Genomic DNA, 22,011 nt, shown 5'->3' on the forward strand with positions numbered 1-22,011 from the left:
ACGAGCCAATGTTTGGCTGTGACGTTGTGACTGTTTTGATCGGTTAACAATTCATTGCGCGATTAGAAATGATGCCTGACTCCGCTAAAAAACGCTGTCTTGCCAGCGACCTCCAGCACACTAATATGTACACAAAAAAAAGCCCCGCCCTTTTCAGGGGCGAGGCCAGAGTCGGGGCTGTTAGTAGTGGCCGTAACCACCGCCGTAATAACCATGCGGGTGACCATAATAGCCGCGGGGCGGGCCGTAATACCCCGGGCGATAGTAACCAGGGCCAGGCGCTACAACCACCGGTTGGTAATAAACCGGAGGCGGTGGAGCTTGGTAATAAACCGGCTGCGGCGCATATACCGGTTGTGGTTGGACATACACAGTCCGCGGTTGAGAGGCTACAACGCTACCGACAACAGCACCGACAACAGCGCCTACCGCAAGACCCGGACCCCAACCTCCGCCACCGTGGGCTGACGCCTGGGTTGCGATAGCTAGGGCACCTATTAAAAGGGCAACCTTGGGGATTTGACGAATCATGACTATTCCTCGACTTTCAATCCCGTTGTCGCGAGCTTGCGTTACTCTCAAGCACTGCCACGGGATACTTCTAAGACAGCGGTTTTGCAGCAATCTGCGAAACGCGTGAGTAAATATTGTGTAAGTGTGTCTGGGCACTCAGGGCACCATTATCGCCCACCCAGTGGCGTAAGCAATGGGAAGCGGACCAGCCGCTTACCCACAAGACTTATTCCAGCTTCGCCAATCGCTCTTCCAAGGCGGCAATCCTGGCTTCCAGCTCATCAAAACGTTCGGCGGACGCGGCGTTGGCTACGCCTCCCGTGCGTTCAGGCTGAGTGCTTCGCGCCGCAAGAATCAAATCGATATCGCCAGGGTCTCCCAGCGAATGTACATAGCGATCTTCCCGCTGACCGGGTTGACGCGGCAACAGCACCGCCAGTCCCCGAGCGATCAAGCGTTCCAATTGATGAACGACTTGCTCAACGTCTTCGAACTCATGCATGCGGTTGCTGCGGGTCAGCAGTTCATTGACGGTTTGCGGCCCGCGCAAGAACAACAATCCGCTCAGGATCACCTGAGCCGGGACCAACTCTAGCGCTCGGTCGACGCGGTGCTCCCAGCGGTCGGCTCGGCTGCCCATGACTAACCGGGTCAAGCCTTGACCTTCAAGTGCGCGAAGGCTTTGGCCGACTTGGCCTTGGGTCAGGCTCATCACCGGTTCGCGGCTGGTTTTCTGATTACAGGCAGTGACCAACGCATTGAGCGTGAGGGGATAGGTCTCGGGGTTGGTGGCCTTCTTTTCGATAAGGCAGCCCAGGATGCGGATTTCCGCACTGTTGAGTTGCAGTTTATCGGCAGAGTCGGTGGACACGGGCTCAGTAGACATAGTGCGTTCCCTAGGCGTTCAAAGGCCACTAGCCTAGGGGCTCGGCGACATAAAAGACAAGCCGCTTCGCTGCCCGCCATGACTATAATCACTCACCTTAAACCCAGGACCTGCCATGACTATCTCCCTGTACGCCACCTCCATTCCGGTTTTCAAGCAAATGCTCTCCGCGTTGAGCGACGTTCTGGCCAAGGCCGACGCGCATGCCACTGCCAAATCTATTGAGCCTGACGCACTGCTGCAAGCGCGCCTGTTCCCGGACATGTTCCAGCTGGTTCGCCAAGTGCAAATCGCTGTTGATTTCGCCAAAGGCGTCTCGTCTCGCTTGGCCGGCATTGATGCACCGAAGTACGACGACTCGGAAAAAACCTTTGCCGAGCTGCACGCTTTGATCGCCAAGACCCTGGCGTTCATCGCCACTATTCAACCCGAGCAGATTAACGGCCAGGAAGATCGCGAAATCATCACCCGTCCGGGCACGCCAAAAGAAAAGCGCTTCGACGCTCAGACCTACTTGCTGGGGTATGGCCTGCCGCAGTTTTTCTTCCACGTCACCACGGCCTACGCGATCCTTCGCCACAACGGTGTTGAAGTCGGCAAGCGCGATTTCATGGGCTCGTATTGATTCACCTCGTACTGATGCATTGATCACGCTGCATCATTGACACCCAACCGCTGCCTGAGCCGTTTTCAGGCAGCGGTTTTTTTGCGCGCTTTAGCCTTGCGACAGTCTGTTACTATTCATTTTCCCCTGCGTATTCCCCTACAGATCTTTCCTGTGGATTGATCCGTGTCGTCGTTCTGGAGTTTTCATGTTGTTCCCCATTTTGCTGTTGTCGGCTGCCGGTTTTACCGTACTGACCACAGAGTTCGTCATCGTCGGTCTATTGCCTGCCATCGCCCGTGACCTGGAGGTCAGCGTGTCGCAAGCGGGCCTGCTGGTGACGTTGTTCGCGTTCACCGTAGCGACATTCGGGCCATTTCTGACTGCTTACTTTTCGCGTTTTGAGCGCAAGCGTCTGTTCGTCACCATTCTGATCATGTTCGGCCTGTCCAACGTGCTGGCAGCACTGGCGCCCAACATCGAGGTGATGGCCTGTGCCCGGTTGCTTCCTGCGTTGGGGTTGCCGGTGTTCTGGGCGCTGGCCAGTGAAACGGCGGTCGATATTGTCGGCCCGGAGTACGCCGGACGGGCTATTGCCAAAATCGGTTTCGGTATTGTCTGCGCGACGGTGTTTGGCATTCCGGTCGGCACCTTGATCTCCGATGCATTTGGCTGGCGCAGCGCCTTTGCGATCCTGGCGGTCGTGGCGTTTGCCAAGGCGCTATTGCTATGGATTTACCTGCCGGTGACTCACAAGCATGTTGCGCCAGCGTCCTTTTGGACTCAGTTCAAGATTCTGCGCAGTTCTTTGATGCTTGGGCATGTGTTGCTGTCGGTGCTGGTGTTCAGCGGCATGTTCACGGCCTACACCTACTTGGCGGACATGCTCGAACGCTTGGCTGGCTTCAACGGCACCTTGGTGGGCTGGTGTTTGATGGGCTTCGGCGCTGTCGGCTTGCTGGGTAATTCGTTGGGCGGGCGCATGGTGGATCATCACCCGTTGATTGCCAGCCTGGTGTTTAGCGTGTTCATGGTCACCGGAATGGTGGCGGTTGTGCCGAGCATGCATTCAGCGTTGGGCCTGGCGTTGGCCTTGGGGGTGTGGGGTATTACTCAAGCGGCGCTGTTTTTGGTCAGTCACGTAAGACTGATGAAGGCCGCGCCCCACGCGCCAGCCTTTGCGGCGTCGTTGAACATCGCTGGCGCCAATTTGGGCATCGGCGTGGGGGCGATTATCGGCGGCCGTGTGATTGACCATCTCGGGCTGGGCAGTCTGGGGTTTGCCGCCGCCGGTATCATCGTGCTGTCGATTCTGTTGGCACTGTGGATGATGTTTTTCAAGCCGGTGCCGGTTTGCACTTAATCGGGCACCGTGAATAACTCGCGTCTAGCGCCTTCGGTGATGGCGACAATGCCGGGGTGTTTCACCTTGCGCTCAACGGAAATCGCGTAGAAAGACTCGGTGACTGCGTCGGTGTGGCCGATCAACTGCACGCCGTATTGGGACTGCACTTCGTCTGCGATCACGCTGGGCGCAATGAAAATTCCGCTGCCGGATTTGCCGAATGCTTTCATCAGTGCACTGTCATCGAACTCGCCCACGATGCGCGGCCGAATATTGTGCTCAGCGAACCAGCGCATCAGACGACTGCGCACTACCGTGTCTTGCCCCGGCACCAACAGCGGCGCGCCTTGCAAACCGGCGGGAAAGTCAGCGCCGTAGCGCTCGGCCAGCGCTTTGGTCGCGAAAAAGCTGATGCCACATTGGCCCAGCTTCTGGCTGTAGCCTTTTATGTCTAGGTGCGAAGGCATGGGACTGTCGGAAATCACCAGATCGAGTCGCTGGATCGCCAAGTCAGCCAGCAAGCGCTCCAGTGTGTCTTCGCGGCAGGTAATGCGAATCGGCTCGGCCAACTCCATGGTGGGTGCAATCAGCCGGTACACGATGGATTTAGGTACGACGTCTGCAACGCCGATGCGAAACAGAAGCTGTTGTTCATCTGGCTGCGCGCGGAGCAGGGCTTCCAGCTCGCCGCCTAGCTGAAACATTTGTTCGGCGTAGGGCAGGGCAAGGCGCCCGGCTTCGGTCAACTCCAACTGCCGACCCACCCGGCGAAACAAATCCATGCCATAAGTCTGTTCCAGCAGGCTGATCTGTCCGCTGATGGTCTGCGGCGTCAGGTTTAACTGTTCCGACGCGCGCGCCACGCTGCCGGTTTTCGCCACCACCCAGAAGTAGTGCAGTTGTCGATAATTGAGCATGAGAATCGCCGATTCGTAAAAACCGAAGTATACACGGTGAAAATACGAATTTTCCTGATGTGTCGGTCTGCCTAGAATGCGCGCTGTTGTTACGCCTTATGTCCAGGCACTCACTTAAATGCTTCACGCTGAATCAGGGTTCTCACACATGGAATATCTTTTACAACTGGCTGCCAGCCCCACCGCGTGGATTGCGTTGGCGACACTGGTGGTGATGGAAATCGTACTGGGTATCGACAACCTGATTTTTATCTCGATTCTGACCAACAAATTACCCGAGCATCAGCGCGCCAGAACGCGGCGTATCGGGATCAGCATGGCGCTGATTCTGCGGCTGGCCTTGCTCAGCACTGCGGCGTACATCGTGCGGTTGACTGAGCCGGTGATTGACGTGTTCGGCCAGGTATTTTCCTGGAAAGACATGATCCTGATCGCGGGCGGTTTGTTCCTGTTATGGAAAGCCACGACGGAGATTCACCACAGTGTCGCCCGCAAAACAGAGGAAGAAACAGTCACCACGTCGGGTGTGTCCCTTGGGTTCGCTGCGGCCATCGGCCAGATTCTATTGCTGGACATGGTGTTTTCCATCGACAGCATCATCACCGCCGTCGGCATGACCGAGCATTTACCGATCATGATGATTGCTGTGATCGCCGCCGTGGTGGTGATGTTGGTGGCGGCAGAACCCCTGGCGAAATTCATCAACGACAACCCGACCATCGTGATGCTGGCGTTGGGTTTCTTGATCATGATTGGTATGACGTTGATCGCCGATGGTTTTGGCGTGCACATACCCAAAGGCTACATCTATGCCGCCATGACGTTCTCGGCAGCGATCGAATGCTTGAACATGCTGTCGCGCAAGGCGAAGCGGCATAGAACCGTGAATTAATGCGAAGCGACGGGGCGATTATGTCCGGCTGAGGTTTGTTCCGTAGGCGTGGGTTGTGCGTGCAGATGATGGTGGCGAGAAACGCGCATGACTCCCCATAGCATGGCTGATGCTACGGCTAACCAAGCCGAAACTAGCATTACGATTGTCAGTCCCAGGTTCATACATCCCCCCCGATGTGGTGACGGTCTGCGTCTTACTAATCGACAGTCTAGACCACGCTATGTTTCCGTCTGTTGACCAATGGTCTAAGGCGTATGACAGATTTGCTCTATTCAGAGCTGAAAACTGGCGTAAATGGAGCTATACCGCAGACGGGCAGCATCCTATGATCTGCGTTCAAGCGGGGTCGCGGGTTGCCCGGCGCTAGTCTTTTAAGCGAGTGAACATGCTGCTGGCCTTACCACTATTTCATTCCGTTCAATCCAGGCGAATCGGTTTGGTGTTGGCGTTTATTCTGTCCCTGACAGCCTGTGCTAGCGGCGTGACGCCGGCGATGAAGCGCTTGCCAGACAGGGTCGAACTCAATTCGGTGCCGTTCTTTAGGGGCAACGTTTATCAAAGCGGGCCGGGAACCTTGGCCGCCATGCTGTCGCAGCAGGGTGTGATCATTACCCCTGGCCTGTTGGACAAACCGCTGCAATTACCGGGTAGGGAAGCCAACCTCGAACAAAACATGCAAAACCTGGCGCGTGAATACGGCTTTATGGTCTATCCGCTGGACGGCGAGTTGGACGCGCTGTTGACTCAGGTCTCCGCTGGATTCCCTGTCATGCTGCGTATCACCGAGGGTTCCGCATGGTGGTCCAAGCCTCGGTACGCCCTGCTGATTGGCTATAACCGCAACAAACAGACGGTTTTGCTGCACGCGGGCATGGACCGTCGAGTGTTGATGAGCTTCAGCAGCTTCACCTCGGCCTGGAAAGACGCTGGCCACTGGGCGGTGCTGATTCAAGGGCCACGGCAGCTTCCAGCGCAAGTCGATCAGCAACGCTGGTTGAATGCGGCTAAGGAGTTGGCTCAGGCCGGACAAGAACAGGCAGCAGGCGAAGCGACCAAGGCGTTGAAGGCGCAATAGTGTTTCTCGCTGAAAGAGAAAACGGCGCACTGGGCGCCGTTTTTTTGTACCTGATCAGACCCCCAATTTATCCCGCAGTGAGTAATACAACGCACCTAAGGCTGTAAGCGGCGTGCGCAACAATTGGCCGCCGGGAAACGGATAGTGGGGCAGGCCGGCAAACGCATCGAACCGTTCTGCTTGACCGCGCAATGCTTCGGCCAATACCTTGCCAGCCAGATGGGTGTACGTCACCCCGTGACCGCTACAGCCCTGAGAATAGTAAATGTTGTCGCCCAGCCGCCCGACTTGGGGTAGGCGAGACAGGGTGAGCAGGAAGTTTCCGGTCCATGTGTAATCGATCTTTACGTTCTTGAGCTGCGCAAAGGCTTTCAACATTTTCGGCCGGATAACCGCTTCAATATCCGCTGGGTCCTTGGCGCCATAGACCACACCGCCGCCGAAAATCAGGCGCTTGTCGGCCGAGAGGCGGTAATAGTCCAGCAGGTAATTACAGTCTTCGACGCAGTAGTCCTGCGGCAACAAACTGTGCGCCAGCTCGTCACTCAGCGGCTCGGTAGTGATCACTTGGCTGCCGCACGGCATCGATTTGGCCGCCAGCTCCGGCACCAGATTGCCCAAATAAGCGTTGCCGGCGACGATGATAAAGCTTGCCCGAACCCTGCCGTGTTCCGTGTGAACCACAGGCTGCGAGCCGCGTTCGATCCGAATCGCCGCGGATTGTTCGTGAATGACACCCCCCAATGACTCAACCGCCGCCGCTTCACCAAGGGCCAGGTTGAGTGGGTGAATATGCCCGCCGCTCATATCAAGCAAACCGCCGACGTACAACTCGCTACCAATAACCTGACCGATACGACGCTTGTCCATCAATTTCAGCTGGGTATGCCCGTAGCGCTCCCAGAGTTTTTGTTGCCCTTCCAAATGCACCATTTGCTTAGCCGTGACCGCCGCAAAGACACTGCCGTCTTTTAGATCGCAATCAATCTGGTACTTGGCCACCCGCTCACGAATAATCGCGCCGCCCTCAAACGCCATGCGCCCGAGCAACTGAGCCTGCTTTGGGCCTACTGTGCGCTCAATCACATCGATGTCACGGCTGTAGCTGTTAACTATCTGACCGCCGTTGCGCCCCGATGCACCGAAGCCGACTTTCGCGGCCTCCAGCACAGTGACCCGAAAACCGTGCTCCAGCAAAAACAACGCACTGGAAAGCCCGGTGTACCCGGCGCCGATGATGCAAACATCCGTTTCGACATCACCCTCCAATCGAGGGCGCACTGGGGCGTCGTTTGCCGACGCGGCGTAGTAAGACTGTGGATAAGGAGTGTTCGTCATCCTGCAACCTCTGTTTTATATTTTTTACGGATGACCAGATCCTACCTCAGAAGAAAAACCGTCACCAGCGAGGGGTGAAATCAGCTTCGTAGAGGCGGTTAAAAAAAATACGCATATTCAGGGAGTTAGCGTAAAAAAGAGGTTGACACACATTTGGATTTCCGTAGAATGCCGACCCACAGCAGGCGCGTAGCTCAGTTGGTTAGAGCACCACCTTGACATGGTGGGGGTCGCTGGTTCGAGTCCAGTCGCGCCTACCACATAAAATCCGCTCCCTGCTGGGCGGTCTAGAAGGGGTTCACCGAAAGGTGGGCCCCTTTTTTGTTGTTTGCGGTTTGCAAAACGTTTGCAAGTCACCCCGCCTCAAAATGCCAAATTGGCACCCACCTCGACGTACTGAATTTCTTTCGACTCGGGGCTTGTAGTGGATTAGGTAGGGCGACCGGATCGGCGACTTAATGCATTCCGTTGCCTTCAGTTGCGAGCCAATTCAATGTTTTCGATTAGCTCCACCCCCTGACTCCGCACATTCCCAATAGCAGCCGACACCCGGAACCACTCAAACGTTTCTGTCGGCTCGCCCTTCAACAAGGCCATCTGTTCCGCGCGCTCTTTCGGCGTGGCCGGGTCAAGCCATTCCCTTGCCAGTTCTGGCGACATCACAACCGGTCTACGGTCATGCACATCCACCATTCCCCCTTCGCTGTCGGCTGTAATAATCACAAACCCATCATCGTCGCGCGCCTCCTCTGCGGGAAATTGCCCGATAGATGCGCAGAAGATCGGTGCCCCATCCCTGCGCTGGATCAAATACGGCTGCTTCTTCGGCCCACCTTCGTCGACCCACTCGAACCAGCTGTCGATTGGCGTAATGGCTCGGTACGGCCAGACATTGCGGAAGAAAGGCCCGTGGGCGACTTTCTCGACGCGGGCATTGATCGGTGCCGCACGATCCTTCGCCCAGAACGGACGCCATCCCCAGCGCACGCGATCCGCTCTCAATGTCTCGCCGTCCATATGGAGCAAGGCCACTTGAGTGGCCGGTGCCACGTTGTAACGCTCAAACGGCAGATCGCCCGTTGTGTTGATCATCGGGTTCGGCATGCTCAGGGCTGCAACGAAATCGTGAATGCCCCGGTACTGGGTCAGTCTTCCGCACATTTCAAATCTCCGCTTGGGTGGCCCGGCGCCCGTATTTTGTAGATTTGGTCACACACTTCTCGTAAGAGAATGCTTACAAAAACACCCTACAAATTCCGGCCACGCCACCTACTCAGCCTTGGCTCGCACAATCCTCCCAGCCCGCACCTCACCTCATAACCCTTCAGCCGCCAGCTAATTTGTACCTTCAATGGAGAATTCTTCGACTCTCTCCAATTCTGATTCGATCAAGCGCCCGGTTTAACGCGTCCAAGGCATTGAGGAGAGCTTTCGCCTCAGCCTCTCGACCCTCTCCCCAAAGGCGTTCCGCCATTTTGTTCAGGGTCTGGATAGAGCGCTCAATTTCAGCAGCAGTCGCTGCAACTTTACTTTCCGGTTGTTTCTTCGGCATTCAGTTACCCTTCTGCAGGGTATTGCTTTGTCTTTCAATTTTTAGCACGAGTGCGTCGTCCGCCAAAATACTTGGGCTAGTATCGCGAGTTATTCAGCCTTCCCCGCGCAATCCTTCCCGCCTTAACCTCGTCCGCATAAGTAGCTAGACAATCAATATCCTCATCACGGCGATTCACCAAGTGGAAAAAAATTGCGACGGCATGCTCTGCGTCAGCCCGAGAAGTCAGTCTCAGAGCGTCAATCGCCGTCTGCTCAGGGTTTAACGAAACATTTTTCAGGTTGCGCCGCAACTCTTGATTCGGTTTTTAAGGCCCATAACTGCCTCCATCTAAACGTTACAGATATCCGCCACGTCTGATCTGCTAGCCAACGCTACGGCCACGCCAAACAACACGTCTTCGCCAGGCGATGGCTAAATGCATAGCGCTCCAGACTAGGGCACATCGCCACCCCTATGCAACCGCTGTCGGCCAAGCATTAAATTTATGACGGCTCAATTGAGCTCATCAAATTGCCAGAGGTCAGACGGCTGACGGGAGTCAGTACGTCGACCATTTCCCAGTAACGCTTAGATGTATTCGTCTGGGAACTTTTGCCGTCCGTCCAACTATGGGCACTTGCTACATCGCCATCTCTCAAATTAAAGCACGGATATCCCGGGCTTTAACGGAGACCCATTATGGACATCAATGAAAATGCGCCAGGGAACATATCTCAAAGGGGCGTAACGAGCGGTACAGATAACGAAACAGGATTTGACCCTAGGTCGGATGAAGCCAAGTCGTCGCTAGACGAGGACGAATTGCGTGAGCGGCAAGAGCGAGGCCGCGAGGTGCTGACCGGTAACGAAAGTGAAATGCCTCTGGCTCGCGACGACGAAGCATCCGTCGATGAGGATATGTCGGATGTCGAGGTCAACAATTCGGTGTCGGATGAAGCCTCCTGACTCGCTACAAATGCTGTGTTGAGGAACCCGGTAATTGAGCCGGGTTTCTGTTGTCATTTCTTTAGCTACTTTATGTCCAATCGTTCTTGAAAGTGATTGTCACTCCAAAGGCGACAGGTCTTTTATATTGATTCTATTTGAGTAGGGCGTAATTGAGTGGTTTTGGTCCAGACACCACTGTGGTTATGTCAGCCAAGCGTCCCTAATATGCCTGAGCATCCATTGGAATGGACTAGATTCACGAATTTTATAGTTACGGTGTTTCCGCGTTGGGAGTCGGACTCGGACGTTAATCTGCCCCCCGCTTTCGCCGTGCCAGTAACAGCAGTGGGAACAGTTAATCAATCGTGAAGTTGCCTGTTTTTTTGTTGCTGGCGCGATATTGAACACAACGGTAACATCCGAGGCGATAGGGCCGATTTTACATCGCCCTCCGCTATTTTCATTAGCTATGGTCCAGATCCAACGTCTTGCATGGCTTTCGTTAGAGTAATTTCACTGGGTTGAGCTGTTTGCTGGAATAGTCTTCTAGACGCGTTGTTTGAGAGAAAAACGGCAACCCCCTACCTCAACAACGCCATCTTCCGATCAGTCGCCTTACCAAACAATCTTTCTAGCTCATCAAGGTGCTGAGGACTCACGGCCTTTAAACAGTCCAGCCCGAGCACAAACCCTTCAGCGACCCCTCCGGCCATGGTCGCATCGAGCATTCCTGTGGCGTCTTCGATGCGCTCGATGATGTCGGCGGCGGCGCGTTTGATTTCTGTGGGGATGTTCATTTCTTCGAGGGTCACGGCAGCTCCGGATAATTTAGTCGCGCTTTGCGCCTCAGTCAGATTTAAACAGTGTAGTAATCAGTTGCTTGATGTCTGTCTGAACATCTTTTGGCAGGCTGTCCAGTTCGCGCAAGACCTTGGTTTCTATGGCCGATATCCCGTCAGAAGCCTGCACTTTTTTCACGCCAGTAATGACATACAGAATGTCGACCCCGGAATCAGCGATTGACGAAAGGTAGGTGGCATTGGGAAAGCGTTGGCCTCGTTCATACATCCCTTGAGAATTGGGCTCAATTCCACCAATCGCCCCCAGCTTTGTCTGCGATAGACCGAGCCGTTTGCGTTCTTCCTTTAAACGAGTACCGATACCATTCATTTGAGCTCCGCAGGAATTTTTTTAAATCCGTTCGAGGTTAAAATTACACCTCGTGGTGAGTGATTAGTATTTTATCTGACAGTGACCGTCGGAAAAATTCATCAATTGGCCAGTTAAAAGCACCAATCGTCTCCGCTACCGAACCGCAAGTCGTTGCTGACCCTCCAATAGTTAGTGCTTGGTTTCCAAGCCTGACTGGAGGTTCGCCATGAATAACGAAATCAGCTCGCCAGACGACGAGACCCCGGAATACCCGTTGCCATCGCCGACTAATCCTCTGAGCCCAGGTCTGGCGACGGTTAATCCGGACGATGAGGAGGGTATAGAACCGCTATCGGACGTTGAGGGCGAGGGGGCTTTTGAGCCGGATGACGATAGCGGCGTCGACCCCGAGCGTACCCGTGAACAAACGGACACTGCCGTGCTGGATGGCGAACCCGATCCTCTTTGATCCGCCGGTGTGAATCAAACCTCACAACTCGCGCGCGCCGGGTGGTCTGTGCCACGATGGGGGTGTTCGGCGCGCAAGGAGATTGGTCGTGAGCAAGTTCCAGCACTGTGAACGAAATATGAATGGCCGCGACTTTGCTGTCGGTGACATTCATGGACACTTCACCCGGCTGCGCGGCGCATTGAACGCTATTAGTTTTGATTCGGCAGTGGATCGCTTGTTTAGCGTCGGTGATATTGTCGATCGGGGGCCAGAAAGTAAGGATTCGCTTGAATGGTTGGCGCAACCGTGGTTTTTTGCGGTTCAGGGTAACCATGAGGCGCTGGCCATTCAGCATGTGCGGCAGCAAAGTCTCGACTATCAGATGTATCGCGCCAGCGGAGGCACTTGGTTTCTAAAGCTTTCACCCGGCTATCAGCGGCAATTCGCAGCTCGCTTCGCAGACATGCCGATTGCGATTGAGGTGGAAACGTCAGCGGGGCTTGTCGGAATCGTCCATGCGGATTGTCCGTCACCGACATGGCAACGGCTCAGGGAAACATTGAGCGGACAGTTTTCGGGTCAACAGCAGGTCGAGCAATACTGCCAATGGTCACGTGAGCGTCTTCAGGATAGAAATTCGGCCGGCATTCCAGATATTCGTGCTTTGCTGGTTGGACATAGTCCTTTACGTAAGGCTGAGTGGCTGGGTAATGTCTTGTATATCGACACTGGCGGCTGGCGTTCGGATGGCAGCGGGTATTTCACGCTGGTGGACCTTGCGACGTTGGAGCCGGTTGCGATCACGGTGTAGGCGTTAGAGGGGAAGTCGCTCTGAATGGCAGGTCCTATTCAGTTAAATTGCTGACTACAGTTCAGGTGTCATAAATTAAGGATTGGGGTATGAATTGCTTGATTTGTAATGCCGCAGCGCAGCGCATCAAAACCATGGGTGATTGGGTTGAGCTTGATTGCCCGGAGTGTGGGCATTTTCGAGTCAGCGGCGCACTGTTTGCCGAGATGAAAGCCAAAGGGCAGGCCTTCAACGTCGAGAAGTCGCGTAGGTTGCTTAGCCACCAACGTGGGGAGGTCAAGGGTGATCACTCTCCTTTGATTGATAGCTCGGACAGTCATTTGGTGATTTCGTAGCTTCACTTCCCCTAACAACCCATAGCCTATTGATGCAAAAATTAACGTTGTATGAGCGGCGCGGAGGGGTTGCTTTTCGCTCGAGATAGCCCGCGATTAACGACAAGATGTCCGATGTGTGTGCCGACGTGGATCATTTTTCTTTGAGTCAAATTCGTTTGTACTGCCCACCTAGGCAAATGAAACGAAATCTGAATCTGCCGAAAAATTCAAACGTCTTTAGCGCTCTGCGCTTTTAACCCATTACGTCGAGGTCATTATGTCCAAACTCATGTCCGCCGTTAACGTCGGCCCCTACTCGTTTTCCCATCGCGTGGTGCTCGCTCCGCGCTTTATCACGCCGGTCGCCAATCCCATGCCGACGTTCAACCGCAGGGTGTTCAACCTGTAGGTCCGTCTGCAGTCCCTCACGGCGGCGTGGCTTATACCGCTACCTTGCGTATATCCACCTGATTGAGCCGCGTATTTTAGGCAACGTCGATGACGACACCAAGGATCAAAACCCGGTAGCTGCACAACTGATTCGCAAGCACTACAAGGGCATCATTATCGCGGCGGGTGGCTTCAAGGGCGACACAGCCCAAGCCATCATCAACGCTGGCGATGCAGACATGGTGGCTTTCGGGCGCGACTTCATCGCCAACCCGGACCCGCCTGAGCGCATTCGTAACAAGCAACCATTGAACCTTTACGACCGCCCGAGTTTTTTTGGCGGGACGGAAATCGGCTACACGGATTACTCATTCTTTCGCGCACAGGAAATGACTGTTTAGGTCCGATCATCTGACGTCACCGATCGCCGAGGCTCATGCCTCGGCTTTTTGTTGTGTGTTTTGTCCTAAACGGTCGGCGGATGGGGTTCCTTCGGTCAGACCGTGCAATTAAATTTTCGTTGAAATAAATGCGCCAATCGATGCCATTAAGCCCCATACATAAGGCCTGTGGAGCCGTTTGCCCAGCGCCGCGCGGCGATTTGACAACTCAAACCGCCACCTTATCCAGACGCTGATTTGATTGTTCAACCCCGTAAGCAAAGTGCGCGTATGGTTATGAGTGATATTACTCTTTAGGTAAACCCAAATGAATCATCTCGGTTCGCGGTTGAAAGAAGAGCGCAAGACGCTGGGGCTCTCTCAACATGATTTCGCCGCGATCGGCGGCGTCGAAGCCAACGCGCAGGGTAAATATGAAAGTGGCCAGCGCACGCCGCGCTCCGATTACCTGGCGGCCTTGAGTTTCAAGGGCGTTGACGTGCTTTATTTGCTGTCTGGCCATCGAACGCCGCTGCGTATCGAAAGTCTGACCGAGGCCGAACGAATCGTCATCCTTCATTACCGCGCGCTCACGGGAGTCGATCAAGACGCGATCGGTCAGCTCGCGCTGTCGCTTTCAGAATGTCTGACTGATTAATGCGATACCCCACCACCCTGATTTCTGCGCTTTCTTGATTATCCGCTTCAATTCCATCCCTCCCTGTTGATCATTTATAAATGAAACGTATATGCTTCGTATATTGATTGCGAGGTGTTAGAGATGGGGCTGGTAAAAATATCGGAACAAATGCATGCCAATGCGCGCGCTGCTAGCGCGGCGCTGAGTCGTTCTATCAATGCACAAGCCGAGCATTGGATGAAGGTCGGGATGATGGCGGAACTGCATCCTGCGTTGAATTACAGCGACATCTGCCAACTGCTCATTCGTGCCGAACACGCGGGTGGCAGTGTCTTATCGGCGACTCCATTTGACCTATCGGCTCAGACTGGCCAATCCCAGGAAGCGTTGCAATGAGCCCGAGCATCAGTATCAAGACCGAAGCCGATCTGGTTCAACTGCGAATCGCCGGCAGATTGGCCGCAGATGTACTGGCGATGATAGGTCCTCATGTAAAAGCCGGGATCAGCACCGAAGCGCTGGACGATATCTGCAACGATTACATCGTGAACGAGCTGAAAGTCATTCCGGCCAACGTGGGCTATCACGGTTTTACAAAAACCACCTGTATCTCTCCGAACACGGTGGTGTGCCACGGTATTCCGTCGCCAACAGACATCCTCAGGGATGGTGACATCATCAACATCGATGTGGCAGTGATCAAAGACGGTTGGTTTGGCGACACTAGCCGCATGTATTTTGTGGGTGAAGTCAGCCCATTGGCACGGCGCCTGGTGGAGACCACGTATGAAGCCACCCGCGCCGGCATCCTCGCCGTTCGCCCCGGGGCAACGCTGGGCGATATCGGTTATGCCATTCAGAGCGTTGCCCATCGCGAAGGCTTTAGCGTGGTGCGCGAATACTGTGGGCACGGCATCGGCCGCGCCTACCACGAAGACCCGCAAGTGCTGCATTACGGCAGTGCCGGGCAGGGAATGAAATTGAAAATCGGCATGGTGTTCACCATTGAGCCGATGATCAACGCGGGGAAACCCGGCACCAAGGTATTACCCGATGGCTGGACGGTTCTGACCCGCGATCAATCCCTGTCTGCTCAGTGGGAGCACATGGTAGCGGTCACCGCTACCGGCTTTGAACTCTTGACGCCTTGGCCGGAAGGTACGGGTGAGTACCCCGCCATCTAAGAAGCTTTAACTCGATCGTTTCCACTGCACTTCAGTAATGCCGAGCCCTTCGGCTTGCTGGAGTGCCAATCGAAGCGGGCCTGCGGCCACCTGCGCATGGGTGCTCACAATCCCTGCGTGAAGGGTGGCCATGTGCAGCGCTTCACTTTCACACAAATGAGCGGCGTTATGAGCAAAGTGACGCTGCTCTCCGTTGAACTGATAACAAATTTCAAATCCTATTTGCTGGTCCATCAATGCGCCTCCGCCAGTTAACGTAAAAATGCGGCATGTCGATCACTTCAAGCAGCTACGGCGCAAGAGCTGTCGCTCGAAAAAACGTTTCTACAAAGCCTCTCTTTCGGACTTCTCACTGTCGAAGAAATTGCACCTTTTTGAACGACATTGGACGATCTTCCGATGAGTGGAAACACGCAAAAATTGTAAAGGGCGCGCTTCAAGAATTGGCCTGTTTTCGGAACTGACTTACAACGTCCGGCGACGTCCGGTGTTACAGTGCCGTCTCTATTTAGACGAGGAAGTACGCATGTCACTGCTAGATGATGAACAAGACATTTGGGATATGTTTGCAGCCTCGGCCTTGACCGGTTTGATCGGCCGCGGCGCGATCGAGCCCGTCGACGCTGCCGAATTGGCCGCTGATTACGCGTCGGAGTTGATGATCCAGCGCTCCCTGCGTATCCAGGCTGAAGAGGATGCAGCCGACGCGTCATAAGACGTCGTCCGGCTTCATCAAAAAGCCCGGCACTTTCGCAAGTGTCGGGCTTTTTTGCGTCGATTGTTTCGCTAGTCAGCTGCAGGACTTAAGATTCACCGGGCCGACAAACTCATTGCCTCGACCCATCACGCAGGCCACCCGCTGATTGCGTTGACTTTCCCACGGCTCTACCGGGTACGTCTTGTTCCAGGCTTCGTACAACTGGCGGTCTTGTTTCGACAGGGGCAGGGCGTATTGCTTGCTCATATAAAAATAGGTCCGGGCGATCATTCCGCGAATCGATGGGCGTGGCATGACCTTCTTGGCTTTGAAATCGACTTGAGTCAGGCAAGAACCGTATTGCCCTGACCGGACGGGAAGCCAGCCAAAACTGAAGTTGCTTCGGTCACCGTTGACCTCCCCAATACTCGGCACCAGATTGTGCAAGTCGGCTTCGGCGTGCTGGTACATCGAATCGTTCTTGGTGCAGTTCTTACGTCCACCGTTTTGCCAACATTGGCGCAAATGGCCGATCTGCCAGGCCGGCATGATGTGCTCCCATTCAATGCGCTGGGCGCGGCTGGCACTTTTGCGTGGGACATACCCGCATCCGGCGATATCGACCCGGTGTCCGCTGTATTTGCAGCCGCAATAAAACTCGGTCGATTGCGGCGCATAGAGACCCCACGCGATTTTTTTGGCTTCACTGAAGGTGCGGGGTGCATCAGCATGGGCAGTGATGGAAAAGCTCAATGCTAGCAAGGCGATTATTCGTACAAACACTGCCTCAATCTTCCTTCGGTACGGTCCAGAAAATCTGCACGCCGCCGTCGTCACGGTAGGCGAGGGTGACGTTATCGTTTTCTGCTATTTCGCCCAGTAGTTGATTCCACTCATCTTCCAGCTCTTCTGGAAGACGCATAATCAGCGCGGTTCTCGATTTCTGTGCGTGAGTGGAATTGATGATCTTTTGAATCCGCACGCCAAGTAGTTCGTAGGAACTAGGGGCCTTGGGTGTCGCTGCAGTCGTCTTTGCCACGGAGGAATCCTTGGTTTGCTGTATGTGCATACAGTATTTCACTGTGGGAATTTTCGCAACCGACGGATTGATCAAATTCTAGGACCGACGTGATGGCGCCGTTAAGCAAACTCAATAAGTCACCGCGTTGCTCGTCAGGAGGCGTGAGTGGAGAGTTGACAAATCATTGCGTCGTTCTATAGTCCCCTTCACGCAAACGTTTGCGCCTCCTCGCATTCGATGCTAAAAATAATCATAAGATCGGAGTGAACCCATGAAGCTGCCATTCGCTGCTCGTCTTCTCGCTGTCGCTATGCTCACCGCCGCCTCGGCCATCCTTCCGCTGTCCGCAGCGCATGCTCAGACCCCTGAAAAACCAAAAGTTGCGTTGGTGATGAAGTCACTGGCCAATGAGTTTTTCCTGACCATGGAAGACGGCGCCAAGGCCTACCAAAAAGAACATTCGGCTGATTTCGACTTGATCTCTAACGGCATCAAGGACGAGTCCGACACCACTGCGCAAATCTCCATCGTCAACCAAATGATCGTGCAGAAAGTCAACGCACTGGTCATTGCCCCCGCCGACTCTAAAGCATTGGTGGCGGTGATCAAGAAGGCTCAAGACGCCGGTATCACGGTCATCAACATCGACAACCAACTTGACCCGGACGTGCTGAAAAGCAAGGGCATGAGTGTGCCATTCGTAGGCCCTGACAACCGCAAAGGCGCGCGTATTGTAGGTGACTACTTGGCCAAGCAGTTGAAGTCTGGCGATGAGGTTGGAATCATCGAAGGGGTGTCAACCACCACCAATGCTCAGCAACGTACCGCCGGTTTTAAAGACGCCATGGACGCTGCCGGGATGAAAATCGTCTCCACGCAGTCGGGTAATTGGGAAATCGATAAAGGCAACGCTGTAGCGTCGGCCATCCTCAACGAGTACCCGAACGTCAAGGCACTCTTGGCCGGTAACGACAGCATGGCATTGGGCGCTGTATCGGCCGTGCGCGCTGCGGGCAAGGCTGGCAAAGTGCAAGTGGTCGGCTATGACAACATCAACGCGATCAAGCCGATGCTCAAAGACGGCCGAGTGCTGGCGACTGCCGATCAGTTCGCTGCCAAGCAAGCGGTGTTCGGTATCGAAGCCGCGCTGAAAATCATCAAAGACGGTAAGGCCGACAGCGCCAGCGACCGGATTGAAACGCCCGTCGAGCTGGTTACTAAACCGTAATACTCGGCAATAGTCGTTCTTCTGCAATAAGAGCGCCCGCTATCGCGGCGGGCGCCTGGAGATTCTCATGTCAGCGTCTGCTCAGGCGACGGTTCTATCGGTCAGCGGTATCGGCAAAACCTACGCTCAACCTGTGCTCGGCAACATCGACCTGACGCTATCGCGCGGTGAAGTGTTGGCTTTGACCGGTGAAAATGGTGCCGGTAAAAGTACGCTGTCGAAAATTATTGGTGGGCTGGTTACGCCAACCACGGGGCAGATGAAGTTTCAGGGTCAAGCTTACGCGCCCACCAGTCGAACCCAGGCCGAGCAGCTCGGGATCCGCATGGTCATGCAAGAGCTGAACCTGCTGCCAACGTTATCTGTGGCGGAAAACCTGTTCCTCGATAACTTGCCCAATCGTGGCGGCTGGATCAATCGCAAGCAATTGCGCGCTGACGCCATTCAGGCCATGGCTCAGGTCGGACTGGATGCTATCGATCCAGACACCTTGGTCAGCGAGTTGGGGATAGGCCATCAACAGATGGTCGAGATAGCCCGCAACTTGATTGGCGATTGCCATGTACTGATTCTCGACGAACCGACGGCGATGCTGACGTCCCGTGAAGTCGAAATGCTTTTTGAACAGATCACCCGCCTGCAAGCACGCGGCGTGTCGATCATTTATATTTCCCACCGGCTGGAAGAGCTGGCCCGTGTCGCACAACGGATTGCGGTGCTGCGTGACGGTCAGTTGGTCTGCGTCGAGCCAATGGCCGATTACAACAGTGAGCAACTGGTCACGTTGATGGTCGGGCGCGAGCTGGGTGAGCATATTGACCTGGGCCCGCGCCAGATAGGCGAGGTGGCCTTGTCGGTCAAAGGACTGGGCCGCTCGAACAAGGTGATGGACGTGTCGTTCGAGGTCCGAAGTGGCGAGATTTTCGGCATTTCCGGGTTGATCGGCGCCGGTCGCACTGAGCTGTTACGGTTGATTTATGGTGCTGACATCGCGGACACCGGCACTATTGCGTTGGGGTTTCCTTCACGGCCGGTAACCATTCGCTCTCCGGTCGACGCGGTTAAAGAGGGCATCGCGTTGATCACCGAAGACCGCAAGGGTGAAGGCTTGTTGCTGACGCAATCGATCAGCGCCAACATCGCGCTGGGTAACATGCCGTCGATCTCCAAAGGCGGTGTGGTTAACGGCCGCGATGAAATGCAACTGGCCCAACGTCAAGTCGATGCCATGCGCATCCGCAGTTCCAGCCCGACCCAATTAGTCTCCGAGCTGTCGGGTGGCAATCAACAGAAGGTCGTGATCGGTCGTTGGTTGGAGCGCGAGAGTACAGTGATGCTGTTCGACGAGCCGACTCGTGGTATCGATGTCGGCGCCAAGTTTGATATCTATGCGCTATTGGGCGAATTGACCCGCCAGGGCAGGGCGCTGGTCGTGGTCTCCAGTGATCTGCGTGAGTTGATGCTGATCTGTGATCGTATCGGCGTGCTGTCCGCTGGCCGCCTGATCGATACCTTCGAACGGGAGACCTGGACCCAGGACGAACTGCTTGCCGCCGCGTTTGCCGGCTATCAAAAACGTGATGCGCTGCTGACTGAAGCCGCGCCCAGGAACGACTTATGAAACCCTCTACCACCACGACCCCGTCAAACCAGGCCGTGCCATCGCCCGGAAAACGCAGCGGTAACTATTATGGCCTTGGCACTTACTTGGGCCTGGCGGGCGCATTGGCCGCGATGATTGTGCTGTTTTCCGCACTCAGCGATCACTTCTTGTCGTACGAAACATTCAGCACCTTGGCCAACCAGATCCCCGACTTGATGGTGCTGGCGGTGGGCATGACATTCGTCCTGATCATCGGCGGCATCGACTTGTCGATCGGCTCAGTCCTGGCCTTGGCCGCGTCCGCCGTTAGCGTTGCCATCCTTGGATGGGGCTGGGGCGTTGTGCCTGCCGCGTTGTTGGGAATGGTTTGCGCTGCAATTGCCGGGACGATTACCGGCTCGATCACCGTGGCCTGGAAAATTCCGTCGTTTATCGTGTCCCTCGGTGTTCTGGAGATGGCCCGTGGCGTCGCCTACCAGATGACTGGCTCGCGTACTGCGTATATCGGCGATGCGTTCGCCTGGCTGTCGAACCCGATTGCGTTTGGGATTTCGCCTTCGTTCATCATTGCGCTGGCCGTGATCTTCATTGCCCAGGCCGTGCTGACCCGTACCGTTTTTGGCCGGTATCTGATCGGAATCGGTACCAACGAAGAGGCGGTGCGTCTGGCGGGGATTAATCCAAAACCCTACAAGATTCTGGTGTTTTCGCTGATGGGCCTGCTAGCCGGCGTTGCGGCGCTGTTCCAGATTTCACGCCTGGAAGCCGCCGATCCAAACGCGGGGTCTGGCTTAGAGTTGCAAGTGATTGCCGCCGTTGTCATCGGGGGCACCAGTTTGATGGGTGGCCGTGGATCGGTGATCAGCACGTTCTTCGGTGTCTTGATTATCTCGGTGCTGGCCGCCGGGTTGGCGCAAATCGGCGCAACTGAACCGACCAAACGCATTATTACCGGCGCGGTGATTGTCGTCGCGGTGGTGCTGGATACCTACCGCAGCAACCGCGCACGTCGGCAGGCTTGATATGTCGACCATCAAGGATGTAGCTGCGCTGGCGGGGATTTCCTACACAACGGTGTCCCACGTTCTGAACAAAACCAGGCCCGTTAGTGACGAAGTAAGGATCAAGGTCGAGGCGGCCATCATTACCCTCGACTACGTACCCAGCGCCGTCGCCCGGTCGCTCAAGGCCAAGGCGACCTCGACCATTGGCTTGCTGATTCCCAATGGCAGCAACCCGTATTTCGCTGAACTAGCGCGGGGCATTGAGGACTATTGCGAGCGCAACGGGTTTTGCGTGATTTTGTGCAACGCCGACGATAACCCAGACAAGCAACGCAGTTACTTGCGCGTACTGCTGGAAAAACGCGTCGACGGTTTGATCGTCTCCTCTGTGGGCGGCGGCATCGGCATGGACGAAGGCCTGTCAGCGGTGCGTACGCCCATGGTGGTGGTCGACCGTGATCTGGAGGGCATCGTTGCTGATCTGGTGCGAATCGACCACGAATTGGGGGCTTATCTGGCCACCTGTCATCTGCTGGAGCTGGGGCATAGGCATATAGCCTGCATCTGCGGGCCTGCCAAAACCAGTGTCGCGCAGATGCGTCTGGCCGGTTATCGCCGGGCCATGTTTGAAGCTAAGGTGGTCGTGCCGGAAGAGTGGGTGGTGGAGAGCGATTTTACCAGTCCGGGCGGCTACCAGGCGGCGGTTGGCTTGTTAGACCACAACCCGCCAACGGCCATCTTTGCCGGTAACGACATGATAGGTATCGGCGTATTACGGGCGGCTGCCGAGCGCAATGTGCGGGTGCCCGGCGACCTGTCGGTGATTGGTTTTGATGACATCCAAATGAGCCGCTTTGTTTACCCGGCGCTGACCACGGTCGGCCAGTCAATTTTGCAACTAGGTGAAATGGCTGCTGAGGTGCTGCTTCGGCGCATCTCTGCCCCAACCGACACCGCCATTGAGCAGCGCATCGTGGCGCCGAGTATCGTTATCCGGGAGTCCACGGCGCCGCCAACCACTGTTTTCAACGCCTTTCGTTGAAACAGATAGCCGTAAACAGATAGCCGTTAAGACGGA

Annotated in this window: 29 protein-coding genes and 1 tRNA gene; 19 read left to right on the forward strand and 11 right to left on the reverse strand. The window is 55.2% G+C overall.

Annotated elements, in window-relative coordinates; all coding sequences use genetic code 11:
- Positions 1-180 precede the first annotated feature (180 nt).
- Both RHM65_RS16760 and RHM65_RS16765 read right to left on the reverse strand, forming a co-directional pair.
- Complete coding sequence (locus RHM65_RS16760; protein ID WP_322183823.1) at positions 181-531, reverse strand: hypothetical protein; 351 nt, start codon at positions 529-531, stop codon at positions 181-183.
- Between the two features lie 208 nt (positions 532-739).
- Complete coding sequence (locus RHM65_RS16765) at positions 740-1,399, reverse strand: YceH family protein (protein ID WP_322164854.1); 660 nt, start codon at positions 1,397-1,399, stop codon at positions 740-742.
- Between the two features lie 115 nt (positions 1,400-1,514).
- Between RHM65_RS16765 and RHM65_RS16770 the strand changes: the two genes are divergently transcribed.
- On the forward strand, positions 1,515-2,024 hold the full coding sequence (locus RHM65_RS16770; protein WP_322164853.1) for a DUF1993 domain-containing protein: 510 nt from the start codon (positions 1,515-1,517) through the stop codon (positions 2,022-2,024).
- A 187-nt stretch (positions 2,025-2,211) separates the two neighbouring features.
- Complete coding sequence (locus tag RHM65_RS16775; protein ID WP_322164852.1) at positions 2,212-3,366, forward strand: MFS transporter; 1,155 nt, start codon at positions 2,212-2,214, stop codon at positions 3,364-3,366.
- Here RHM65_RS16775 and nhaR read toward each other — a convergent pair.
- Positions 3,363-4,265: a transcriptional activator NhaR gene (gene nhaR / locus RHM65_RS16780; protein WP_322183825.1), complete on the reverse strand. Its 903-nt coding sequence runs from the start codon at positions 4,263-4,265 to the stop codon at positions 3,363-3,365. The genes RHM65_RS16775 and nhaR overlap by 4 nt on opposite strands.
- A gap of 148 nt (positions 4,266-4,413) precedes the next feature.
- On the opposite strand from nhaR, the gene RHM65_RS16785 reads away from it, so the two are divergent.
- The gene (locus tag RHM65_RS16785) at positions 4,414-5,157 is read left to right on the forward strand and encodes a TerC family protein (protein ID WP_322164850.1); all 744 of its coding nucleotides are present in this window, start codon (positions 4,414-4,416) and stop codon (positions 5,155-5,157) included.
- A gap of 388 nt (positions 5,158-5,545) precedes the next feature.
- Complete coding sequence (locus tag RHM65_RS16790; protein ID WP_416194706.1) at positions 5,546-6,235, forward strand: peptidase C39 family protein; 690 nt, start codon at positions 5,546-5,548, stop codon at positions 6,233-6,235.
- Positions 6,236-6,289: 54 nt separating this feature from the next.
- Here RHM65_RS16790 and RHM65_RS16795 read toward each other — a convergent pair whose 3' ends face one another.
- On the reverse strand, positions 6,290-7,573 hold the full coding sequence (locus RHM65_RS16795) for an FAD-binding oxidoreductase (RefSeq protein ID WP_322164849.1): 1,284 nt from the start codon (positions 7,571-7,573) through the stop codon (positions 6,290-6,292).
- A 183-nt stretch (positions 7,574-7,756) separates the two neighbouring features.
- Here RHM65_RS16795 and RHM65_RS16800 point away from each other — a divergent pair.
- Positions 7,757-7,833: transfer RNA gene (locus tag RHM65_RS16800), tRNA-Val, on the forward strand.
- 214 nt (positions 7,834-8,047) lie between these two features.
- Here RHM65_RS16800 and RHM65_RS16805 read toward each other — a convergent pair.
- Entirely contained in the window at positions 8,048-8,734 is a 687-nt protein-coding gene (locus RHM65_RS16805) for an SOS response-associated peptidase family protein (protein ID WP_322183827.1), read from the reverse strand.
- Positions 8,735-8,921: 187 nt separating this feature from the next.
- Positions 8,922-9,125, reverse strand: a complete 204-nt coding sequence (locus tag RHM65_RS16810; RefSeq protein WP_322164847.1) for a hypothetical protein — start codon at positions 9,123-9,125, stop codon at positions 8,922-8,924.
- Between the two features lie 681 nt (positions 9,126-9,806).
- On the opposite strand from RHM65_RS16810, the gene RHM65_RS16815 reads away from it, so the two are divergent.
- Complete coding sequence (locus RHM65_RS16815) at positions 9,807-10,073, forward strand: hypothetical protein (RefSeq protein WP_322164846.1); 267 nt, start codon at positions 9,807-9,809, stop codon at positions 10,071-10,073.
- 563 nt (positions 10,074-10,636) lie between these two features.
- On the opposite strand, the gene RHM65_RS16820 is transcribed toward RHM65_RS16815, so the two are convergent.
- Both RHM65_RS16820 and RHM65_RS16825 read right to left on the reverse strand, forming a co-directional pair.
- Positions 10,637-10,867, reverse strand: coding sequence for a hypothetical protein (locus RHM65_RS16820; RefSeq protein WP_322164845.1), 231 nt, complete (start codon positions 10,865-10,867; stop codon positions 10,637-10,639).
- 34 nt (positions 10,868-10,901) lie between these two features.
- Positions 10,902-11,225 carry a helix-turn-helix transcriptional regulator gene (locus tag RHM65_RS16825; protein WP_322164844.1) on the reverse strand — a complete coding sequence of 108 codons (324 nt, stop codon included), beginning with the start codon at positions 11,223-11,225 and terminating at the stop codon, positions 10,902-10,904.
- Positions 11,226-11,433: 208 nt separating this feature from the next.
- Here RHM65_RS16825 and RHM65_RS16830 point away from each other — a divergent pair, with 208 nt between their 5' ends.
- The 8 genes from RHM65_RS16830 to map all read left to right on the forward strand — a co-directional run bounded on the left by RHM65_RS16830 (position 11,434) and on the right by map (position 15,380).
- Positions 11,434-11,676 carry a hypothetical protein gene (locus RHM65_RS16830; protein ID WP_322164843.1) on the forward strand — a complete coding sequence of 81 codons (243 nt, stop codon included), beginning with the start codon at positions 11,434-11,436 and terminating at the stop codon, positions 11,674-11,676.
- A gap of 88 nt (positions 11,677-11,764) precedes the next feature.
- Complete coding sequence (locus RHM65_RS16835) at positions 11,765-12,469, forward strand: metallophosphoesterase (protein ID WP_322164842.1); 705 nt, start codon at positions 11,765-11,767, stop codon at positions 12,467-12,469.
- 89 nt (positions 12,470-12,558) lie between these two features.
- Positions 12,559-12,804, forward strand: a complete 246-nt coding sequence (locus RHM65_RS16840; RefSeq protein ID WP_322164841.1) for a hypothetical protein — start codon at positions 12,559-12,561, stop codon at positions 12,802-12,804.
- Between the two features lie 259 nt (positions 12,805-13,063).
- Positions 13,064-13,195 (forward strand): hypothetical protein, encoded by a 132-nt coding sequence (locus RHM65_RS16845; RefSeq protein WP_322164840.1) that lies wholly within the window; start codon positions 13,064-13,066, stop codon positions 13,193-13,195.
- Positions 13,196-13,268: 73 nt separating this feature from the next.
- On the forward strand, positions 13,269-13,577 hold the full coding sequence (locus tag RHM65_RS16850; protein ID WP_322185349.1) for a hypothetical protein: 309 nt from the start codon (positions 13,269-13,271) through the stop codon (positions 13,575-13,577).
- Between the two features lie 307 nt (positions 13,578-13,884).
- Positions 13,885-14,214, forward strand: coding sequence for a helix-turn-helix transcriptional regulator (locus RHM65_RS16855; RefSeq protein ID WP_322164839.1), 330 nt, complete (start codon positions 13,885-13,887; stop codon positions 14,212-14,214).
- A gap of 123 nt (positions 14,215-14,337) precedes the next feature.
- Positions 14,338-14,592 (forward strand): ParD-like family protein, encoded by a 255-nt coding sequence (locus RHM65_RS16860; protein ID WP_322164838.1) that lies wholly within the window; start codon positions 14,338-14,340, stop codon positions 14,590-14,592.
- Positions 14,589-15,380, forward strand: coding sequence for a type I methionyl aminopeptidase (gene map, locus RHM65_RS16865; RefSeq protein WP_322164837.1), 792 nt, complete (start codon positions 14,589-14,591; stop codon positions 15,378-15,380). Before RHM65_RS16860 ends, map begins: the two co-directional genes overlap by 4 nt.
- Positions 15,381-15,386: 6 nt before the next feature.
- Here the strand turns inward: map and RHM65_RS16870 are convergent, their stop codons facing one another.
- On the reverse strand, positions 15,387-15,614 hold the full coding sequence (locus RHM65_RS16870) for a DUF6555 family protein (RefSeq protein WP_322164836.1): 228 nt from the start codon (positions 15,612-15,614) through the stop codon (positions 15,387-15,389).
- A 292-nt stretch (positions 15,615-15,906) separates the two neighbouring features.
- Here RHM65_RS16870 and RHM65_RS16875 point away from each other — a divergent pair, with 292 nt between their 5' ends.
- Positions 15,907-16,095 (forward strand): hypothetical protein, encoded by a 189-nt coding sequence (locus RHM65_RS16875; RefSeq protein WP_322164835.1) that lies wholly within the window; start codon positions 15,907-15,909, stop codon positions 16,093-16,095.
- Positions 16,096-16,170: 75 nt separating this feature from the next.
- Here the strand turns inward: RHM65_RS16875 and RHM65_RS16880 are convergent, their stop codons facing one another.
- Both RHM65_RS16880 and RHM65_RS16885 read right to left on the reverse strand, forming a co-directional pair.
- The gene (locus RHM65_RS16880) at positions 16,171-16,860 is read right to left on the reverse strand and encodes an endonuclease I family protein (protein ID WP_322164834.1); all 690 of its coding nucleotides are present in this window, start codon (positions 16,858-16,860) and stop codon (positions 16,171-16,173) included.
- A 4-nt stretch (positions 16,861-16,864) separates the two neighbouring features.
- On the reverse strand, positions 16,865-17,146 hold the full coding sequence (locus tag RHM65_RS16885) for a DUF1654 domain-containing protein (protein ID WP_322164833.1): 282 nt from the start codon (positions 17,144-17,146) through the stop codon (positions 16,865-16,867).
- 223 nt (positions 17,147-17,369) lie between these two features.
- On the opposite strand from RHM65_RS16885, the gene RHM65_RS16890 reads away from it, so the two are divergent.
- The 4 genes from RHM65_RS16890 to RHM65_RS16905 all read left to right on the forward strand — a co-directional run bounded on the left by RHM65_RS16890 (position 17,370) and on the right by RHM65_RS16905 (position 21,975).
- Positions 17,370-18,326, forward strand: a complete 957-nt coding sequence (locus tag RHM65_RS16890; RefSeq protein ID WP_322164832.1) for a sugar ABC transporter substrate-binding protein — start codon at positions 17,370-17,372, stop codon at positions 18,324-18,326.
- A 67-nt stretch (positions 18,327-18,393) separates the two neighbouring features.
- Positions 18,394-19,947 carry a sugar ABC transporter ATP-binding protein gene (locus tag RHM65_RS16895; RefSeq protein ID WP_322164831.1) on the forward strand — a complete coding sequence of 518 codons (1,554 nt, stop codon included), beginning with the start codon at positions 18,394-18,396 and terminating at the stop codon, positions 19,945-19,947.
- On the forward strand, positions 19,944-20,951 hold the full coding sequence (locus RHM65_RS16900; RefSeq protein ID WP_322164830.1) for an ABC transporter permease: 1,008 nt from the start codon (positions 19,944-19,946) through the stop codon (positions 20,949-20,951). Before RHM65_RS16895 ends, RHM65_RS16900 begins: the two co-directional genes overlap by 4 nt.
- Position 20,952: 1 nt before the next feature.
- On the forward strand, positions 20,953-21,975 hold the full coding sequence (locus RHM65_RS16905; protein ID WP_322164829.1) for a LacI family DNA-binding transcriptional regulator: 1,023 nt from the start codon (positions 20,953-20,955) through the stop codon (positions 21,973-21,975).
- Positions 21,976-22,011 lie beyond the last annotated feature (36 nt).

The sequence above is a fragment of the Pseudomonas sp. CCI4.2 genome, from assembly GCF_034350045.1.
Taxonomy (GTDB): domain Bacteria; phylum Pseudomonadota; class Gammaproteobacteria; order Pseudomonadales; family Pseudomonadaceae; genus Aquipseudomonas.

Bases quoted from the DNA above. Each gene is read 5' to 3' on its own strand.
- RHM65_RS16760 (WP_322183823.1), bottom strand. From the start codon at position 531: ATGATTCGTCAAATCCCCAAGGTTGCCCTTTTAATAGGTGCCCTAGCT.
- RHM65_RS16765 (WP_322164854.1), bottom strand. From the start codon at position 1,399: ATGTCTACTGAGCCCGTGTCCACCGACTCTGCCGATAAACTGCAACTC.
- RHM65_RS16770 (WP_322164853.1), top strand. From the start codon at position 1,515: ATGACTATCTCCCTGTACGCCACCTCCATTCCGGTTTTCAAGCAAATG.
- RHM65_RS16775 (WP_322164852.1), top strand. From the start codon at position 2,212: ATGTTGTTCCCCATTTTGCTGTTGTCGGCTGCCGGTTTTACCGTACTG.
- nhaR (WP_322183825.1), bottom strand. From the start codon at position 4,265: ATGCTCAATTATCGACAACTGCACTACTTCTGGGTGGTGGCGAAAACC.
- RHM65_RS16785 (WP_322164850.1), top strand. From the start codon at position 4,414: ATGGAATATCTTTTACAACTGGCTGCCAGCCCCACCGCGTGGATTGCG.
- RHM65_RS16790 (WP_416194706.1), top strand. From the start codon at position 5,546: ATGCTGCTGGCCTTACCACTATTTCATTCCGTTCAATCCAGGCGAATC.
- RHM65_RS16795 (WP_322164849.1), bottom strand. From the start codon at position 7,573: ATGACGAACACTCCTTATCCACAGTCTTACTACGCCGCGTCGGCAAAC.
- RHM65_RS16805 (WP_322183827.1), bottom strand. From the start codon at position 8,734: ATGTGCGGAAGACTGACCCAGTACCGGGGCATTCACGATTTCGTTGCA.
- RHM65_RS16810 (WP_322164847.1), bottom strand. From the start codon at position 9,125: ATGCCGAAGAAACAACCGGAAAGTAAAGTTGCAGCGACTGCTGCTGAA.
- RHM65_RS16815 (WP_322164846.1), top strand. From the start codon at position 9,807: ATGGACATCAATGAAAATGCGCCAGGGAACATATCTCAAAGGGGCGTA.
- RHM65_RS16825 (WP_322164844.1), bottom strand. From the start codon at position 11,225: ATGAATGGTATCGGTACTCGTTTAAAGGAAGAACGCAAACGGCTCGGT.
- RHM65_RS16830 (WP_322164843.1), top strand. From the start codon at position 11,434: ATGAATAACGAAATCAGCTCGCCAGACGACGAGACCCCGGAATACCCG.
- RHM65_RS16840 (WP_322164841.1), top strand. From the start codon at position 12,559: ATGAATTGCTTGATTTGTAATGCCGCAGCGCAGCGCATCAAAACCATG.
- RHM65_RS16845 (WP_322164840.1), top strand. From the start codon at position 13,064: ATGTCCAAACTCATGTCCGCCGTTAACGTCGGCCCCTACTCGTTTTCC.
- RHM65_RS16855 (WP_322164839.1), top strand. From the start codon at position 13,885: ATGAATCATCTCGGTTCGCGGTTGAAAGAAGAGCGCAAGACGCTGGGG.
- RHM65_RS16860 (WP_322164838.1), top strand. From the start codon at position 14,338: ATGGGGCTGGTAAAAATATCGGAACAAATGCATGCCAATGCGCGCGCT.
- map (WP_322164837.1), top strand. From the start codon at position 14,589: ATGAGCCCGAGCATCAGTATCAAGACCGAAGCCGATCTGGTTCAACTG.
- RHM65_RS16870 (WP_322164836.1), bottom strand. From the start codon at position 15,614: ATGGACCAGCAAATAGGATTTGAAATTTGTTATCAGTTCAACGGAGAG.
- RHM65_RS16875 (WP_322164835.1), top strand. From the start codon at position 15,907: ATGTCACTGCTAGATGATGAACAAGACATTTGGGATATGTTTGCAGCC.
- RHM65_RS16885 (WP_322164833.1), bottom strand. From the start codon at position 17,146: ATGCACATACAGCAAACCAAGGATTCCTCCGTGGCAAAGACGACTGCA.
- RHM65_RS16890 (WP_322164832.1), top strand. From the start codon at position 17,370: ATGAAGCTGCCATTCGCTGCTCGTCTTCTCGCTGTCGCTATGCTCACC.
- RHM65_RS16895 (WP_322164831.1), top strand. From the start codon at position 18,394: ATGTCAGCGTCTGCTCAGGCGACGGTTCTATCGGTCAGCGGTATCGGC.
- RHM65_RS16900 (WP_322164830.1), top strand. From the start codon at position 19,944: ATGAAACCCTCTACCACCACGACCCCGTCAAACCAGGCCGTGCCATCG.
- RHM65_RS16905 (WP_322164829.1), top strand. From the start codon at position 20,953: ATGTCGACCATCAAGGATGTAGCTGCGCTGGCGGGGATTTCCTACACA.